The 18,062-nt window shown below is 59.3% G+C and carries 15 protein-coding genes; 11 read left to right on the forward strand and 4 right to left on the reverse strand.

Annotation, left to right across the window (positions count from 1 at the left end; genetic code table 11):
* Positions 1-84: 84 nt before the first annotated feature.
* The 5 genes from BN77_RS23000 to BN77_RS23020 all read left to right on the forward strand — a co-directional run bounded on the left by BN77_RS23000 (position 85) and on the right by BN77_RS23020 (position 4,586).
* On the forward strand, positions 85-948 hold the full coding sequence (locus BN77_RS23000) for a branched-chain amino acid ABC transporter permease (protein ID WP_007536553.1): 864 nt from the start codon (positions 85-87) through the stop codon (positions 946-948).
* A gap of 1 nt (position 949) precedes the next feature.
* A complete protein-coding gene (locus BN77_RS23005) occupies positions 950-1,960 on the forward strand; it encodes a branched-chain amino acid ABC transporter permease (protein WP_007536554.1) in 1,011 nt (336 codons plus the stop codon).
* Complete coding sequence (locus tag BN77_RS23010; protein ID WP_007536555.1) at positions 1,957-2,721, forward strand: ABC transporter ATP-binding protein; 765 nt, start codon at positions 1,957-1,959, stop codon at positions 2,719-2,721. Before BN77_RS23005 ends, BN77_RS23010 begins: the two co-directional genes overlap by 4 nt.
* Positions 2,702-3,418 carry an ABC transporter ATP-binding protein gene (locus BN77_RS23015; RefSeq protein WP_007536556.1) on the forward strand — a complete coding sequence of 239 codons (717 nt, stop codon included), beginning with the start codon at positions 2,702-2,704 and terminating at the stop codon, positions 3,416-3,418. Before BN77_RS23010 ends, BN77_RS23015 begins: the two co-directional genes overlap by 20 nt.
* A gap of 337 nt (positions 3,419-3,755) precedes the next feature.
* The gene (locus tag BN77_RS23020; protein ID WP_007536557.1) at positions 3,756-4,586 is read left to right on the forward strand and encodes an MBL fold metallo-hydrolase; all 831 of its coding nucleotides are present in this window, start codon (positions 3,756-3,758) and stop codon (positions 4,584-4,586) included.
* Here BN77_RS23020 and BN77_RS23025 read toward each other — a convergent pair.
* Both BN77_RS23025 and BN77_RS23030 read right to left on the reverse strand, forming a co-directional pair.
* Positions 4,583-5,329, reverse strand: coding sequence for a polysaccharide deacetylase family protein (locus BN77_RS23025; protein WP_007536558.1), 747 nt, complete (start codon positions 5,327-5,329; stop codon positions 4,583-4,585). The two genes, BN77_RS23020 and BN77_RS23025, sit on opposite strands and share 4 nt — an antisense overlap.
* The gene (locus tag BN77_RS23030; protein WP_007536560.1) at positions 5,326-6,414 is read right to left on the reverse strand and encodes a glycosyltransferase family 4 protein; all 1,089 of its coding nucleotides are present in this window, start codon (positions 6,412-6,414) and stop codon (positions 5,326-5,328) included. Before BN77_RS23030 ends, BN77_RS23025 begins: the two co-directional genes overlap by 4 nt.
* Positions 6,415-6,607: 193 nt before the next feature.
* Here BN77_RS23030 and BN77_RS23035 point away from each other — a divergent pair, with 193 nt between their 5' ends.
* Positions 6,608-8,329, forward strand: coding sequence for an adenylate/guanylate cyclase domain-containing protein (locus BN77_RS23035; RefSeq protein ID WP_007536562.1), 1,722 nt, complete (start codon positions 6,608-6,610; stop codon positions 8,327-8,329).
* The gene (locus BN77_RS23040) at positions 8,326-9,204 is read left to right on the forward strand and encodes an FkbM family methyltransferase (protein WP_007536564.1); all 879 of its coding nucleotides are present in this window, start codon (positions 8,326-8,328) and stop codon (positions 9,202-9,204) included. Before BN77_RS23035 ends, BN77_RS23040 begins: the two co-directional genes overlap by 4 nt.
* On the opposite strand, the gene BN77_RS23045 is transcribed toward BN77_RS23040, so the two are convergent.
* A complete protein-coding gene (locus BN77_RS23045) occupies positions 9,205-9,684 on the reverse strand; it encodes a class I SAM-dependent methyltransferase (RefSeq protein WP_007536566.1) in 480 nt (159 codons plus the stop codon).
* 124 nt (positions 9,685-9,808) lie between these two features.
* Here BN77_RS23045 and BN77_RS23050 point away from each other — a divergent pair, with 124 nt between their 5' ends.
* Entirely contained in the window at positions 9,809-10,987 is a 1,179-nt protein-coding gene (locus tag BN77_RS23050; RefSeq protein ID WP_007536568.1) for a DUF3095 domain-containing protein, read from the forward strand.
* Here the strand turns inward: BN77_RS23050 and BN77_RS23055 are convergent.
* Complete coding sequence (locus tag BN77_RS23055) at positions 10,977-12,317, reverse strand: nucleotide sugar dehydrogenase (RefSeq protein WP_007536570.1); 1,341 nt, start codon at positions 12,315-12,317, stop codon at positions 10,977-10,979. The two genes, BN77_RS23050 and BN77_RS23055, sit on opposite strands and share 11 nt — an antisense overlap.
* 448 nt (positions 12,318-12,765) lie before the next feature.
* On the opposite strand from BN77_RS23055, the gene BN77_RS23060 reads away from it, so the two are divergent.
* The 3 genes from BN77_RS23060 to BN77_RS23070 all read left to right on the forward strand — a co-directional run bounded on the left by BN77_RS23060 (position 12,766) and on the right by BN77_RS23070 (position 18,059).
* A complete protein-coding gene (locus BN77_RS23060) occupies positions 12,766-14,112 on the forward strand; it encodes an adenylate/guanylate cyclase domain-containing protein (protein ID WP_007536571.1) in 1,347 nt (448 codons plus the stop codon).
* Between the two features lie 150 nt (positions 14,113-14,262).
* Positions 14,263-16,155 carry an ABC transporter ATP-binding protein gene (locus tag BN77_RS23065; protein WP_007536573.1) on the forward strand — a complete coding sequence of 631 codons (1,893 nt, stop codon included), beginning with the start codon at positions 14,263-14,265 and terminating at the stop codon, positions 16,153-16,155.
* Positions 16,149-18,059 carry an ABC transporter substrate-binding protein gene (locus BN77_RS23070; RefSeq protein ID WP_007536574.1) on the forward strand — a complete coding sequence of 637 codons (1,911 nt, stop codon included), beginning with the start codon at positions 16,149-16,151 and terminating at the stop codon, positions 18,057-18,059. The genes BN77_RS23065 and BN77_RS23070 overlap by 7 nt, the downstream gene beginning before the upstream one ends.
* Positions 18,060-18,062 lie beyond the last annotated feature (3 nt).

Raw genomic sequence — 18,062 nt, forward strand, 5'->3', positions numbered from 1 at the left:
CAGACCAGATATGGGTTGCAGCGCGCAACGCGCGCTGCAAGCACCAAATATGCCGGCCCGCTCCAACAGCATCGGGATAGCCTCATGCAAACAGTCTTCAGCATAGCCGTCGATGCGCTTGCCTATGGCATGGTGCTGTTCGTCATCTCGATCGGTCTGTCCGTGACGATGGGACTGATGCGTGTCGTCAATCTTGCGCACGGTGCATTTGCCATGATCGGGGGATACATTGCATCCTATGCGGCACATGACCTCGGGCTCGGCTACGGCGCTGCCGTGATTGCCGCTGTCGTTGGTACAGTCGTCATCGCAATTCCTGTCGAACGCTTCCTCTATCGGCGCATCTACGGGGCGCCGGAACTGACGCAGGTGTTGATGACGATCGGCATCACGTTCTGCATCATCGGTATTGCGAACTACGTCTTCGGCCCGACCCTGAAGACAATCCCCTTACCGTCAGGCCTTCAGGGCTCGGCTGATCTTGGCTTCAGAACAATCCCCGTCCACCGCTTGTTTGCGATCCTATGCGGTCTCGCTGTCGCAGGCGGGCTTTGGTACGCGATCGAACGAACAGGCTTCGGGGTAAAGCTGCGTGCCTCCGTTGACAACGCCGCGATGGCGGCAGCACTTGGGGTGCGTACCGAGATCATCTACGCGCTAAGCTTTGCCGTGGCCGTTGGGCTTGCGGCTTTTGGCGGCGTTGTCGGCGCCGAACTGCTGCCGGTCGAGCCATACTATGCGCTGCGGTACATGGTGACCTTCCTCGTCGTCGTCTCTGTCGGCGGCGCGGGGTCGATCCCGGGCGCATTGATCGCCTGCCTCGTGCTCGGCGGCATCGACACGACAGGGCGTTACCTGATGCCGGAGTTCGGCGAATTCTTCTTCTACCTCGCGGTCATTGCCATCATCTGTGTCTTCCCGCGCGGTCTTGCGGGAAGGACAAAATAGAATGGCTATCGTCATGGACACCGAAGCAGCGCTTTCCACCTCCGCCCGGCCCCGGCGCTCATTTGGGCGCGACGTGGCAGGCGTCGCCACCATAATCCTCGTTGCTGTCATCGGCTATCTCCTGTTTCCGGACAATCTTGCACTGCTCACACGCATCGTCGCGGTAGCCTTGCTTGTCCTCTCACTCGATCTCGTCACCGGCTATTGCGGTGTTGCCACCCTCGGCCACGCGGCCCTCTTCGGATCAGGTGCCTATGCGGCCGGCATCCTCTCGGCTCACTACGGCATCAATGATCCGCTGCTGATGACGCTTGCAGGCGTGGTGGGCGGGGCAGCAGCCGGATTGGTCAGCGGCGCCATTATCCTGCGTGGCCATGGCCTGCCGCAGCTCGTCCTGTCGATCGCGCTGATCAACCTCTTCCACGAGTTCGCCAACAAGGCGTCCAGCTGGACCGGCGGCAGTGATGGCCTTTCGGGCATCTCAGCTGATCCGATCTTCGGCTACTTCGAATTCGATCTCTACGGCCATACCGCCTATGTCTTTGCGCTCATTCTGTTGCTGATCGTCTTCGTCATCCTGCGCCTGCTCGTACGCTCGCCCTTCGGCATGCTGTGTCGCGGCATCAAGGAGGATCCGATACGTATTCGCGCGATGGGAGCCTCGCCAAAGGCCGCCCTGATGAAGATGTATGTGATCTCGGGTGCGGTCGCCGGCGTCGGTGGGGCGCTTAACGCCATCACCACACAGGTCGTCGGCCTCGACAGTCTGTCCTTCACGCTATCGGCCGAAAGCTTGGTCATGCTTGTCCTCGGTGGCACGGGTTCACTGTTCGGCGCGCTTTCGGGAACCGTCATCTTTATGCTGTTTGAGGACTATGTCTCAGCGGCAAATCCGTTCCATTGGCTGACGATGGTCGGTGCGCTTTTGATCGGCGTCGTCCTGTTTGCGCCCAAAGGGCTCTATGGTTCCACTGCCGGCTTCTTCCGCCGCAAGAGGGAGTCTGGACGATGAGCGCCGTCTTCGAAGTTATCAACCTGAAGAAATCCTTCGGGGGCCTTGCCGTGACGAATGACGTCTCGCTGACAATGGCGCCAGGCGATCGCGTTGCACTGATCGGGCCGAACGGTGCGGGCAAGACGACATTCGTCAACCTGGTGACGGGCAACCTGCAGCCGGATTCCGGTGATGTCCGTCTTGCCGGCGAAACAGTCACGAAGGTCGGGGCCAATGGCCGCGTCAAACGCGGACTGGTGCGATCTTTCCAGGTTACCCGGCTCTTCCTTGAGATGACGCCGGCCGAGCATGTGGCCCTTGCCATCCTTGAGCGTCAGGGACGCACGGGTCGCATGTTCGGAAATTATCTTGCCATGCCCGACGTCATGGACGAGGTGAACGATCTGCTAGGCACACTGGGGATCGCTCAGCTCATGCATCGCAGGGTGAACGAGATCGCCTACGGCCAGCAGCGTCTCCTGGAGATCGCCGTTGCCATGGCGTTGCGCCCGAAAGTCCTCTTGCTTGATGAACCAGCCGCGGGCGTTCCCCAAAGCGATACTGGCCGCATCGAGCAGGCGCTTGCCGATCTACCCGCCGATCTCGCCGTCCTGATGATCGAGCACGACATGGATCTTGTCTTCCGTTTCGCCAAGCGCGTCGTCGTTCTCGCCGCGGGCGCAATCATCTTCGATGGATCGCCCGCCGATGTCACCAAGGATGCCCGCGTTCGCGAGGCCTATCTCGGGAGCTATGCCAATGCCAGCCACGCCGCTTGAGGTCGAAAACCTGTCCGCCGGTTACGGACCGACACGCGTTCTCGAAGGCGTGTCGTTCTCCGTTCCCGCCGGCGCGCGCCTCGCCGTTCTCGGTCGTAACGGCATGGGCAAGACCACGTTGCTTGCAACACTTGCCGGACAGACCAAACGCTACGACGGCAGGATCCGAATTGGAGCTGCTGACGTAACCGCAATGCCGAGTGCGGCACGCGCACACAAGGGACTGGGCTATGTGCCGCAGGCGCGTTGCATCTTTCCGACACTGACTGTCGAGGAGAACCTCTTCGTCGGTTTGAAGGACCGGCCGAGGAGCGCGATCGAGGAAGCCTACGGCATGTTCCCGCGTCTGAAGGAGCGCCGCCGCAACCTCGGTAACCAGCTTTCGGGTGGCGAGCAGCAGATGCTCTCGACCGCGCGCACGATCCTCGGGCGTCCGTCGGTCCTTCTGCTCGACGAGCCGCTCGAGGGGTTGGCGCCCGTCATCTGCGAGGAGTTGATGGCCGCCTTCGCCGAGCTCGCAAAGACCGGTGACATGACCATTTTGCTGGTCGAGCAGCGTATTCAGAGCGCGCTGGATTTTGCCGACCACGTGATCGTCCTGGAGCGTGGCCGCCTTGCCTGGGCTGGTGCGCCGAAGGAACTGTCTGACGATCACGACGTCGTGGAGCGTCTGCTGGGTGTTGGCGGGCTTCACTGAACGCAGGCGATCGATCCTCCAGCGTCCCGGCACCTCATACTATTGGTGAAGGAGGCGACAATTGTATTTGAGGGACCGAGCAACCATCTATTAGACAGAAATGCGGAACATGCAGCTTCTGTACTGCCCAAATGTCATGATCCGTTTACCGAAAACAAACCATAGGCAGTTGCTTTCCGAAGCAAAAATCGATTGCTTAGGAAAATCTACCAGTTGACCTGATAGCCGATAGAAACGGCACCAACGATATGGGGTCGCCCATGGAATTCCACGCTTCGCTTGCTAATCATTATATGATTACGGTAGCGTTGTGGGGTCGGCCCAATTTGAAGACGCGATGAGTAAAGATCTGTTTCAGGTAAAGTTTTGGGGCGTTCGCGGCAGCATCCCGGTCTCGGGCCCCGAATTCGATCGCTATGGCGGTAACACCTCGTGTATCGAAATCCGCTGCGGTGAACACCGGATGATCTTCGACGCCGGATCAGGCGTACGCGAAGCCGGGCTTGCCATGCTTAACGAGGATGTCCGGGACGTCGACCTCTTTTTCAGCCATTGTCACTATGACCACATCATCGGTCTGCCCTTCTTCAAGGCGATCTACTACCCCACGATCGATCTTACGATCTGGTCCGGTCATCTCGATGGCAAGATGAGTACGAAAGAGATGATCGAGCAGTTCATCAGTCCGCCATGGTTCCCTGTCAAAACCGACATCTGCCAGGCGACGATGAGCTTCCGCGACTTTCACGCCGGCCAGACGCTGGAGCCGCGGCCCGGTGTCAAGATCAAGACCTTTATGCTGAACCATCCGGGCGGCGCGATCGGCTATCGCATTGAATGGAAGGGACGCTCGGTGGCCCTGATCTACGATATCGAGCATATCCCCGGCGTCTATGACCCGGTTGCGCTCGAGATGATGAAGGACGTCGATCTCGCCGTCTACGACTGCACCTATAACGAAGACGAAATGCAGCGTTTCAAGGGCTTCGGCCACTCCACCTGGCAGCATGGCGTCGAGCTCGCAAAAATGGCCGGCACCAAGCAGTTTGCCCTCTTCCACCATGCGCCCTCGCGAACGGATACGCAGCTGGAGCAGATGGAAAAGGAGGCCCAGGCGGCATTCCCAGGAGCGTTTGCCGCAAGGGACAATCAGGCCCTGGAGATCTAGCTCGATAGATCGCGCGCCGACATCCAGACGGCGCCCGGATGATGCATCGTTTCCGCGAAGAGACGGGTGAGGAATTCCCACTCCGATGCGCCATGCACCAGATGGTGGGTGAGTATGCCGACAGCCTCATCATCCGAACCAAAGCGTGCCTGCAACTGCGCCACCAATTCTGCGACCAGATCCGCATGCGGACGGTCCCCACGCTTTCCGCGGGTATTGACGACATCAACATGCGTATTCAGCAGGCGCATCGGGCTGCCAGCCTTGGCTTTGCCGAACACCGACAGCACATCGAAACCCTGCGCGCTGAGCTGCGGAACCAACTCTTCGCTAATCCTGTTCCAAGGCGGCACCAGCATCGGGATAAGCGTTTTGCCGTACAGTCTTTCAAGAGCGACAAGACCATCGCGCAACTCGGCAAGCACGACTTGCGCTTGCCGATGGCGGCCGAGCTCCTGTTTCTTCTCGTCCGAGCCGGCATGGTTTGCGTGCGACCAGCCATGAACGGCGACAAGCGCGTGATCTTCAAGGGACAGTCGTGTTGCTAGCGCTTCGCCGGTGAAGGCCGGGATGACCGCAATGGTCAGCGGGACAGACGACTGACGCGTGATCCTGAGCAGGGTCTCGAGCTCCTCAGTCGGCTCAATCGCGTCATCGTCGCGCAACCAAAGCCGTGCCTGTCGACCCGCCAACCGCCAGCGTTCCAGTTCCTGCCGCAGAGGTACCCATTCATCGTCGGTCATGCTTTTCGTCTCACATAGGTTTGCAGGATGGCATCGAGCGCTTTTGCTGCGACCTCTAGCGAACGCTCCTTAAGAACGAACTGACGCGCGCTTGCGCCCATCGTCGAGCGCCTGACGGGATCGTCAAGCAAGGCCGCGACTGCTGCTGCAAACGCCCTTGTATCGCCCGACGGTGTCAGGTAGCCGCTCACTCCGTCGATCACGACCTCGGGAACCCCCGCAGTCTTTTGCGCGATGACAGGGAGTCGCGCTGCCTGTGCCTCCAGATAGGCAAGCCCGTAGGCCTCCCCGCAACCCGGCCACACGTAAATGCCCGAGCGGCCAAGCTCATGAGCGATTTCTCCGGCGTTGAGTTCTCCGAGCCATTCGATGCGATGGGCTTCAATGGTGCTAAACAACCGCTCCACGTCGGCCCGCATTGGTCCATCCCCAGCAATTGCCAATGTCCAGGGACGATCGCCAATGAGCCGGAGCGCCTCTGCGAGCATCGTGTAGCTCTGCATCTTGTCGCCGCTGCGCATCATCGCAGCGGTGATCAGGCGCTGCGGCTTCGCCTGCGAAAGGGCGGTCGCAAAAAGTGTTGTGTCGATGAAGGGCTTCAGGGTGGCGAATGTAGCTGTCGGCAGGGCTTGTGCGAGCCCTGTTCGGTCACGCTCGGTCAAAACGATATTGACGGCTGCCTGGCCAGCGCCATCCACGACCAGTCGTTGTTGCTCGCCCCATTCCGTCGTATCTCTTTTGGCGGAGTAGGATGCCTCGGCTGTGACGTACGGAATTGCAAATTCCCGGCAGAGTGCAGGTCCGAACATGTCAGGCGATTTATAGTAGGGATGATAACAGAACCAGACATCGGGGCGCGGCTTGATCGACCAGTCCTGGCGCAGGCGCGAAAGCTCTGCTTGTGCGGCAGAGCGCCGGGCATTCGCCTCTTCCGGGGTCGCCGCGAAACTGCGAAATTCCGAGACTATTTCGACGCAATGCCCGCCGAGTTCGAGAGCCCGCATGATAAGACGCGCCATCAGTCTATCGCCCGACGGCACGGGGTGGTTCGGCGATTTCAAGGGTGCGTAGAACGCAATCCGCATTTCCGCACCTCCATCGACACACACTGTTCACAATCGTTGTATGGGTGTGCCACTAGAATTTCCGCTATTATCGGCTTTCGTAAGTTCTGCTGATAAACATGTGAAAGGCGATCGCAATCGGAGTGGCGGCAATTCCACCTCATTTCCGTCCTCTCTATTGTATTTGTCATTTGGTATTCAAGAACGGGAATGAATGGCGACGGTCGCTGCCACCAGTATTTTTTCAGAGCGTTCGATCAGAAGAGCCAGGCTTGGTTCCGGGCTCGTCATGTTCCTGTTCGTTCTCTTGCATCTCTCCAACCACGCGCTCGGCCTGATTTCAGTCGCCGCAGCCGACGATGGGCGAAGGTTTTTCCTGTCAATCTGGCGCAACCCCGTCGGAACGGTGGTGTTCTACGGTGCTGTCCTTGTTCACATCACACTGGTTTTGCGTTCTGTCTACGGGCGCCGGAGCCTGGTGATGCCAGCCGCAGAGATGGCGCAGATTGTGCTCGGGCTCGCGATTCCGCTTTTGCTGATCGATCACGTCATCGGCACGCGGATTGCTCACACGCTCTTCCAGCTTCGGGATGACTACGAGACAATCGTTCGCCTGCTCTGGATCACCTCCCCCGGCAATGGTTGGCGCCAGGTCATTGCGCTTCTTGCCGTCTGGATCCACGGCTGCATCGGCCTGCACTTCTGGCTGCGCTACCGCCCCTGGTACGACAAGGTCGCCCCAATGCTTTTAGCCGTTGCGATCCTCTTGCCGGTGCTTGGCATACTCGGCTTCATCGAAATGGGTCGAACGATTGCGGAACCTGCCTACGAAGGCATGGTCGATACCCATCGCTATCAGGAAAACCTCAACATCCGCTACTATTCGGACCCGCAAGCGCAGCGGCAGATCGCGATCATCCGGGCGGGCCTGTACGGGTCGTTTTCCGGTGCGCTGTTGATTGTCGTCGGTGCACGGACTTTTCGGCGATGGAGGGAGCGGGTCAATCAAATCACCGTGCGATATCCAGGCGGAGAGGCAATCAGCGTGCCGCGCGGCTTCACGGTTCTGGAGGCAAGCAGGCTCGGTGGCGTGCCGCACTATTCCGTCTGTGGCGGCAAGGGGCAATGTTCGACTTGCCGTGTCCAGATTCTTAGCCCCCATGACGATCTGCCACCCCCCGACAAGCTGGAGCAATCGACGCTGAAAAGGATCAAGGCCGCGTCCGACGTGCGCCTTGCATGCCAGCTGCGACCAACCCATGACGTGACGGTCGCGCCGCTGCTCGTTGCGGCATCGGAGACGACATTGCCACCCAACACCCAGGAGACGAGCCCTGGACGTGAACGCGAGATCACCGTCCTCTTCTGCGATATCCGTCATTTCACATCACTGACGGAAACTCGGCTTCCATTCGACATCGTATTTCTGCTCAACCGCTATTTTGCGCTCGTCGGCAATGCCGTCGAAAAGGCCGGCGGACGCATAGACAAGTTCATCGGCGATGGCGCCATGGCGCTCTTCGGCATTGGCAGCTCTCCGCAGGAGGCCTGCCGTCAGGCGCTTGTCGCGGCGGCGACCATCGTGCGTGACATCGAGAAGCTCGGAGCCGAGCTTTCGGACGAACTCTCCATGCCGCTTCACATTGCCATTGGCATTCATGCCGGCCCCGCAGTCGTCGGAACGCTTGGCTACGGCCGGGTGCGCAGCGTGACCGCGATCGGCGACACGGTCAACGTTGCAAGCCGATTGGAGACAGCTGCCAAGGAATTCGATGCAGCCATTGTCATTTCCGAAACCGTCGCGAGCCTTTCGGGTGCGGATACGGCGGGCGTGGAAAGCCGTGAAATCAGTGTGCGCGGTCGTGCTTTGCCCTTGAAAGTCTATGTCATTCCGAGTGACAAAGCCGTCGAACTGGTCGAAGGAAAAGATGTATGACGAGCCGCGGCTGGCTCAAGCCCAAATTCTGGCAGAAACGCCTGCGCAAGGCGCGCAATGCTGTCGCAAGCAGGTTCTTCAATACCCGCACCGGCAGGCGGTTGCTGATTGAGAACATCGGGCCGCGGGTCGTATCGATGACGGTCGATGCGGGTGATCATCTGATGACTTTTTCGCCCTCCGACTACATCGGCCGCAAGGTCTTTCGAAAGGGGCACTTCGAGCGCGACAAGGTTGACCGGCTGATCACGGTGCTGCGCGAGCGCGGCCTGATGCGCAAGAACGGCTATCTTCTGGAAATTGGCGGCAACATCGGAACGCAGACCGTCTACTTCGCGCTGAGCGGCGCCTATGCCCACATCGTCAGCATCGAACCCGATCCGCGTAACTTCGCGTTGCTGCAGAAGAATATTCGCCAGAACAAGCTCGATGGAACGGTGACGCTTGTCAATTGCGCTGCCGGGGCAACCGCAGGCGAGATCGACTTCTTCATGAACGCCCATAATCATGGAAAAAGCAGCGCGTACCGAAAGAGCGCCAGCGATGAGAAGACGAGGGTCGCAGTCAAGCCGGTGACAGAGGTTCTCGACGAGCTTTCTATCAATCCTGCCGATATAGGCCTGGTCTGGATGGATATCGAAGGCTATGAGCCCGTCGCCTGCCGCTCCATGCTGCCGCTCCTGTCGCGCCGCGTTCCTCTCTACATGGAGTTCACACCGCTCTTCTATGGTCCTGAACAGACCCGCGAATTCATCAAGACCCTTGCCGGATTCTATGAGAATTGCCTGGTCTTCTTCGAGGAGGAAGAGCAGGAGATGAAGGTCGCCGACCTGCCTGGCAGCATCGAACAGTATGACGTTTTGTTTCTTCCCTGATTATTTCCGGCGATAAAGAAAGTAGCGGCCTTCCTTTACGCCCGCAGGAAGCGCCAATGGTTGAAGCTCCGGGCGATCCAGCGGCAGACCGCTGACCGCTATTCCGTCTTTTGCAAGAACGCCGACCATCAGTTGCGGCAGCCATGTCAGTGTAACGGCGTCAATATCGTCATGGCCGGTACCGATATCGGCATGTGCGAGCGCTGCCCCGATCCCGACGAAAGACTGGCCGGATTGGCGGATATCGCCTGTTACCATATTTTCTGCCGGCGGCGTTGAGGACGAATACGAGCGGACCTCACGGTCGAAGGCAATAATGCGGCGCTCTGGAAAGAGCTCACGCAGATGATCGTAGGTGCGGCCGTTGCCAAGGCCAAATTCCAGCACCGGGCCTTCGGTGCCGTTCACAAGCTCGACGATAGCATTGAGGATATCGCGCTGAGCCGCCAAACGGCGGATGAAGCTGTCCAGACGGCTCATCTATGTTCTTGTCCATTCAACCATTTTTCGACAGCGGTGCTAGCACACGAAACTATATGAAGTCGATTGCCGTAGTTGCAAAATGACGTTGCAGTCACAGCATGGGTGTGTCTAGGCTCCTCAAATGAACGACGTTTCGAATGAAAGATTCTTTGCTGACGTGCCTGTCTTCACCGACTTCGAGCGGGTGACGGATACGAGCAACTATCACCCGCTTCCGGACGGCTGGTTCCTGGCGTTGGCTGACATCGTCAGTTCGACACAGGCGATCGCGGCCGGCCGTTATAAGGACGTGAACATGGCGGGCGTCAGTGTCATCTCAGCCATCCTGAATGCGGTTGACAAGGGCGATTACCCCTTTGTGTTCGGGGGCGACGGCGCCGTCGTCGCGCTGCCAGGGAACCTGGAAAGTGCCGCGCGCGGGGCATTGGCAGCGGCGCAGCGCTGGGTTGAGGAGGAAATGGGCCTGAGCCTGCGCATTGCGGTCGTACCGATCGCGGATATTCACAAGGAAGGTCTCGACGTTCGCGTCGCACGCCATGCAGCCAGCCCGTTTGTCAGCTACGCAATGTTTGCCGGAGGCGGAGCAAGTTGGGCCGAGCGCCAGATGAAAAATGGACGCTACAATGTCGAGCCGGCGCCGCCGGGTACGCGGCCGGACCTGACCGGTCTGTCATGCCGCTGGAGCCCGATTGCGGCACGCAACGGCGAAATCGTCTCAATCATCGCGGTACCGGCCGAGGGCGGCCGTCCGACTGCCGAGTTTCGCAAGCTCGTGATGGATGTCGTGGCAGTCTCCGCCGAACAGGGACGTGGCGGCCACCCCATCCCCCCGGATGGCCCCGACTTTGCCTTTTCGATGAAGGGTGTCGATCGCGAGGCGCGGGCGACCGCGCCGCCGAAAAGGCGCCTGAGACAGAAGCTGTTCATCCTCCTTCAGATTGCCCTTGTGGTCGTCCTGCACCAGTTGGGTGCGAAGCTCGGCCGCTTTGATGCCCGGCGTTACACTCAGGATGTTTCCGGCAATTCCGATTTCCGCAAGTTCGACGACGGCCTGAAGATGACGATCGACGTCGACGCGGATCATCTCGGCCGCATTCAGACGCTCCTCGAGGAGGCGAAAGCAAAGGGCGTTGCCCGCTACGGCCTGCACCGGCAGTCCTCTGCGCTCATGACCTGTTTCGTTCCGACGCCGCTTTCGCGTGATCACGCCCACTTCATCGACGGCGCCAGCGGCGGCTATGCCGTGGCGGCCAGCCAGATCACGGGAAAGCAGCTATCGGGCGTAGAAATCACGCCTTGACGATGTGGTCGGCGGATAATCGAAGACGCGCAAAGACATTGCGAGTGTCGACGATCAGCCGTGCACTGTTTGCGATCAGCGCGTAGTCGAGATTATCGTGATCAGTCGCCACCAGAACGGCGTCACAGGCGTCCAGCAGCTCTTGTGTGAGGTCGACCGATTTGCGGCCTTTCAAGTGCTGGTACTCGCGTGTCGAGGGGATCTCGCCGACATGAGGATCGTGGTAGTCGGCCTTGCCGCCCCGCTCTTCGATGATCTCCATCAGGCGCAGCGAGGGGCTCTCGCGTATGTCGGCGACATTCTTCTTGTAGGCCAGACCAAGAACCAGCACGCGTGAGCGACTAAGCGCCTTTCCGGAACGCATGTCGAGTGCCTCGGCAAGTTTGCCGACGACGTAGCGCGGCATTGCCGAGTTGATCTCGCCAGCGAGCTCGATGAAGCGCGTCGGCAGCTCGTATTCGCGGGACTTCCAGGTAAGGTAGAAGGGATCGATCGGGATGCAGTGACCACCGAGCCCCGGCCCGGGATAGAAGGGCATATAGCCGAACGGCTTGGTCTTTGCCGCCTCAATCACTTCCCAGACATCGACGCCCATGGCGGCATAGACTGTCTTCAACTCGTTGACGAGCGCGATGTTGACCGACCGGAAGATGTTCTCCGTCAGCTTGACGGCCTCAGCCGTTGCGTTGGACGACACCGGAACGACGGTCTTGACCACCGCTCCGTAGAAGCCTTTCATGAGCGCCAACGCCTGCGGACCGTCGCCAGCGACAACCTTGGGGATCGTCGCCGTATGATAATGCTGGTTGCCCGGGTCCTCACGCTCGGGGGAAAAGCCGACGAAGAAATCCGTGCCGGACTTGAGGCCGGTTTTCTCCAGAATAACCTTGACGACATCGTCCGTGGTGCCCGGATAGGTCGTAGACTCCAGAACCACAAGCTGACCGGCCCGCAGATGCTCGGCAATCGATCGGGACGTCGCCTCCACAAAGGACAGATCGGGGTCGCGGTGTTTGGTGAGCGGTGTCGGAACACAAATGACGATGACATCGCAAGCCGCGAGCCCGGCAAAATCCGTGGTGGCGGAGAAGCGCCCGCCGTCCATCTCAGTGGCGAGATCATCGTTTGCGACGGCATCGATATAGGAGTGCTGCGCATCCAGGGAGACGATTTTCTTCGGGTCGATGTCGAAGCCGGTGACAGCAAAACCGCTGCGGGCAATGGCAATTGCCAAGGGCAAGCCGACATAGCCGAGCCCTATGACGCCGGCTTTGGCGCTTCGTGTTTCAATCTTGTTTGAAAGGATGTCGTAGGCGAAGGAGCTGGCCAAGGCAGGTCTCATCTGAGTGCTGAAGGTATTCCTGATCTAATGGAAGACCGAGGCAATTGAAACCGCGAAGAGCTCACTGAGGAGTGACGGGATCGTGAAATTTCACGCCGTGGCTGTGCCTCGATCTCCCCACAGGTCCCGCCAGTGTGACCAAAAAGACTCGGGTACGCCAAGAGATTGCATCGCAATGGCAGAAAATGCGCGGATGCCATTGTTTGAGGTCGGGGCGATGCTTACTTATGTTTAATAACGAACCACGAGAAAGGATTGCCTGTTCCGCCCGCTTTAACAAGGGTTTGACAGGTGCCGCTGCCGGGCTCCCGGCAGATCGTTGACACAATATTACCGCTCGTCCATCCTCTTTCCCCGCCCTGCGCACGGCGTTGCTGCAGGCAGGGGTGCCGATGTCTTTCGGGAATGGACGTGCTTTATGAGGATACTACCGAGAATGGGCACGATTGAATCCACCGTCTCCACTATCTTGCTGGATCGGGTCGCGGAATGGCTGACAAATTCTTCGTTGGCTGGCGATGACCTCGAGACCATCGTTCGCGGATTTTGCGAGCGTATCGCGGCAGCGGGCTTGCCGATCGTGCGCGTGCACCTGACGTTTTCGATGCTGCACCCGCTCTACGACGCGCTGGGCTTCACGTGGCGACGCGCAAGCGGCGTTACGATCGAGGGGTTTCGCCATAGCGCGGCGGGACAGAAGCCCGACCGCTTCCTGCAGAGCCCCTACTACTACCTGTTGGACAACAATCTGCAGCATATTCGCCGCCGGATTCCGGCCGATGGACCGGCTGAGTTTCCGGTCTTCATCGATCTGCGGCAGGAACGCATCACCGACTATCTGGCTTTCGTTCAGCCGTTCGGCGACGGCTCTGTTCAGGGCATGATGGGGTCGTGGTCAACCGATAGCCCTACCGGTTTCTCTGATGACATGATCGATGCGCTGCTGCGCATGCAGAACCACCTCGCCGTGGCCGCCAAGATGGCGGTTCTCGGAAAGCTCGCCAACAACATGCTGACCACCTATCTGGGCGGCGATGCTGGCAAGCGGGTGCTTAACGGCCAGATCCGTCGTGGTGACGGCGAGACGATCCGTGCCGCGCTCGTCATGGGCGATATGCGTCAGTCGACCATGTATGCCGAGAAGGAGGGCAGGCAGGCCTACATCGAGACGCTGAACCAGTTCTTCGATGCGATCGCTGCGCCGTTCAATCGCAATGGTGGCGAGATCCTGAGTTTCCTCGGGGATGGGTTTTTGGCGGTCTATCCCTGCGGCCGACACAAGGACCCCTCCAAGATTGCCTGTCAGGCCGCACTTTCGGCCGTCCATCAGGCGCAAGCGCGCGTTGCGGAATTGAACCGGGAACGAATGGATGCGGGCCTGAGCAAGGTTTCCTACGGGATCGGCCTGCACGTCGGCAACGTGATGTTCGGCAATGTCGGCCTGAAGGACCGGCTCACCTTCTCCGCGTTCGGCTCGGCTGTCAACGAGGTCCAGCGCCTGCAATCGCTGACAAAGAAATATTCGAGCGAGGTTGTCGCAAGCCAGGCATTTGCCGGCTACTGCGGTGGCGAGTGGCGCACCTTGGGCGAGGAAAAGCTGCGCGGCGTCCGCCAAAAGGTCACCGTCCTGCAACCACATGTGCCAGCCCCCGTCCTGCATGTCGAAGAGAAATTCCGCGAGGTTGCGCCGACTGGCCTTTCAGAGGCGGAGCAGGTCATCATGCTTCATCGCGATGCTCGCAAGCAGGCCAATAAGCCAACAGTCGAGAAGTTCATGCAGTAGCGGCACCGCTCCTCAAGACGGGTCCAGATTTCATCTTGCACTGCGCAAGACATACGCCGGTTTTTCCGTGTCCGTCATCAACTGGACACCCCGATTGCGGTACGGTAGTGTGCCTTAACGGGAACATAAAAACTGGGGAATTTCATTGGTATGGCGTCCGCCTCGGATCTGTTGCGCATCGAGAATCTTGACGTTTCTTTCTCGGTCTTCGGCGATCGTCTGCGCGTCGTAAAGAACGCGAACATCCGTATTTTGCCGGGCAAGGTCACTGCGCTTGTCGGAGAATCCGGCTCAGGTAAATCGGTGATTAGCCAAAGCATAATGGGTATTCTCCCGAACCCGGCTGCTGCCGAGGGGCGTATCCTTTTTACCGACCCGTTGAACGGCAAGACGACGGACATTCTTCGCTACTCGCGCGACAGTGAGGAGATGCGCGACCTGCGTGGCCGCCGCATGGCGACGATTTTTCAGGAGCCGATGACCTCGCTGTCACCGATCCACACGGTCGGCAATCAGATCAGCGAAGCGCTCCTCATCCACACCGATGCCGACAAGAAGCAAGCGCGCGAGAAAACCGAGGAGATGCTGGGTCTCGTCGGCTTTGCCAATCCGAAGCGCACGTTTGACATGTACCCGTTCGAGCTGTCGGGTGGCATGCGCCAGCGCGCGATGATCGCAATGGCGCTGATCTGCAATCCGGCGCTCTTGATCGCCGATGAGCCAACAACTGCGCTCGACGTGACGATCCAGGCGCAGATCCTGGAACTGCTGCGCGATCTCCAGCACAAGCTCGGAATGGCGATGCTGTTGATCACCCATGATCTTGGCGTCGTCGCCAACATGGCCGACGAGGTCGTGGTGATTTATCACGGCGAGATCATGGAGGCGGGGCCGGTCGAGTCGATCTTCCGCAATCCTCAGCATCCATATCTCAAGGGCCTGATGGCGGCCGTTCCGCACTTCGACATGAAGCCTGGTGAGCGCCTCAAGGCGCTGCGCGACGTGCCGGTCAATCTCGAATCCCTGATCGGCAAGAAGAAGGTGAAGGCGGAGGGGCCGGAAATCCTGCTTTCGGTTAACAACCTGTCGAAGACGTTCAAGACGCGTAATCGCGGGCTGTTCGGAACACGCGAGGCCGCGCTGGTTCACGCCGTCGATGACGTCAGTTTTGATATCCGGCGCGGTGAATGTCTTGGACTTGTTGGCGAATCCGGATGTGGCAAGACGACCGTCAGCAAGATATTGATGCGTGCCGTAACTCCGGACGGTGGCACTGTTATCTTCAACGACGGCAAGGATGTCATCGACGTCTTGTCCGTCTCGGGTGACGATCTGCAGGAATTGCGCACCAAGATACAAATGGTCTTCCAGGATCCGGTCTCTTCGCTGTCGCCGCGCATGACGGTACGCAACATCCTCAGCGAGCCTCTGGAGATCCATGATCGCGGAGATGGCGCCGAGCGCAAACAGCGCGTGGAGGCGCTGATGGGCGCAATCGGCCTCGACCGACGCTATCTGAACCGTTATCCGCACAGTTTCTCTGGCGGACAGCGCCAGCGTATCGGTATTGCGCGTGCATTGGCACTCGGGCCGAAGCTTATCATTCTCGACGAGCCAGTGTCGGCGCTCGACGTTTCCGTCCAGGCCCAGATCCTCAACCTGCTCAAGGACCTGCAAAAGGATCTCGGGCTCACCTATCTCTTCATCTCGCACAATCTTGCAGTCGTCGACTACATGGCCGACCGTATCGCAGTCATGTGCAAGGGGCGCATCGTCGAGATCGCACCGCGCGAGATCATTCTTCGCGATCCCGTGCATCCTTATACGAAGTCCCTGTTGGCGGCTGTGCCCTTCCCCGACCTGAACCGGCCGCTCGATTTCGAGGCGCTGAGAAGGAATGGCGCCGCAGACAAGCAGAATTGGGGTATCACCTTTACTGCGGAGCATGATGAGGCTTCCGAACTGGCCTATGCAGATCTCGGCAATGGCCATTTCGTTCGAGCCCGCAAGGGTGCGGACGCAAAGGAGCTTCGCTCATGGTAACGCGACGCACGTTTCTCGGTGGCCTTGTTGGTTCGGCGGTGCTGCCTTCGCTCGCCAAGGCGGCGGCCGATCGCGACATCGAGCCCGAATTCCTCAGGGATTGGCTACGAGCGGGCCGTATTCCCGCCATGGTCGATCGCCTGCCGACCCATCCCCGCATCGTCAACATGAAGGAGACGGGGCGCCAGCCCGGCGTTTATGGCGGCACGGTGCGCACGATCATCGGCAGCCAGAAGGACATTCGCTACATGACCGTCTACGGCTATTCTCGCCTGATCGGTTATGACAAGCACCTGATGTTCCAGCCGGATATTCTGCTTGGTTTCGAATCCAAGGACGACACGGTCTTCACCTTCCATCTTCGCGAGGGACACCGCTGGTCTGACGGCGCACCCTTCACGGTCGACGACTTCCGTTACTGGTGGGAAGATGTGATCCTCAACAAGAACCTGACGCCGGGTGGCGGTGCGCTCGAACTCAGACCGCACGGCAGTTTGCCGAAGTTCGAAGTCATCGACGCCTTGACTGTTCGCTATACCTGGGAACGGCCCAATCCGATGTTCATGCCGGCCCTCGCCGGTCCGCTACCGCTGGTGATCTGTGGACCCGGACACTACCTCAGGCAATTCCACAAGAAATATCAGGACGATTTCCGTCTTTCGGCGCTGATGAAAGAAAACCGCGTCAAGAAGTGGGCGGACTTGCACATCAAGATGTCGCGGGCCTCGCGCCCCGAAAACCCGGAATTGCCCACACTCGATCCGTGGCGCAACACCACGCCGTTGCCAGCCGAACAATTCGTCTTCGTCCGCAACCCATTCTTCCATCGGGTTGACGAGAACGGGGTGCAACTTCCCTATATCGATCAGTTCGTCCTCAACGTCAGCTCGTCTTCAATCATTGCCGCCAAGGCGGGCGCCGGTGAATCGGACTTGCAGGCGACTGGTGTTGACTTTAGCGACTACACCTTCCTTAAGGACGCAGAAAAGCGGTTCCCGGTGAAAGTCAACCTGTGGAAGCAGGTGCGCGGATCGCGTGTTGCGCTGCTGCCGAACCTCAACTGTGCCGATGAAGTCTGGCGCAACCTCTTTCGCGAGGCACGGTTTCGCCGCGCGCTGTCGATGGCGATCGATCGGCATGAGATCAACATGGTTGCCTTCTATGGTCTCGGCACGCCAAGCGCTGACACCGTTTTGCCCGATAGTCCGCTCTTCAGGCCCGAATATGCGGACGCCTTCATTGCCCACGATCTGGATCAGGCAAACGCCCTTCTTGACGAGCTCGGACTGACGAACCGTGGCTCTGACGGCATCCGTTTGTTGCCGGACGGTCGCCGCGCCGAGATCACGGTGGAAACGGCCGGCGAAAGCAATCTCGACACCGACGTCTTGGAGCTGGTGCGCGACCATTGGCTTGAGGTCGGTCTCGCTCTCTACACCCGCACCTCGCAACGCGACGTTTTCCGCAGCCGTGCCATGAGCGGCACCATCATGATGTCGATCTGGTACGGCATCGAGAACGGAGTCGCAACCGCAGACATGTCTCCGGGGCAGCTTGCGCCAACGCTTGACGATCAACTGCAATGGCCGCTTTGGGGGATGTACCACCTGTCTGCCGGCCAGGAAGGCAGCGCACCCGACCTGGAGGAAGTGCAGCAGCTGGTCGATCTCCTCAAACAGTGGGGCGATACCACGCGGTTCGAGGAGCGCGAGGTGATCTGGCACAAGATGCTGGCGCTCTATACTCAACAGGTCTTCTCGATCGGCCTCATCAACAGCACGCTGCAACCGATCCTCAGATCGGCCAAATTGCAGAATGTCCCTGAGCAGGCCCTCTACGGTTTTGATCCAACGTCCTATCTCGGCCTCTATATGCCGGATACCTTCTGGTTCAAGGAGGCTTGAGGG

The organism is Rhizobium mesoamericanum STM3625, from assembly GCF_000312665.1.
GTDB lineage: Bacteria > Pseudomonadota > Alphaproteobacteria > Rhizobiales > Rhizobiaceae > Rhizobium > Rhizobium mesoamericanum.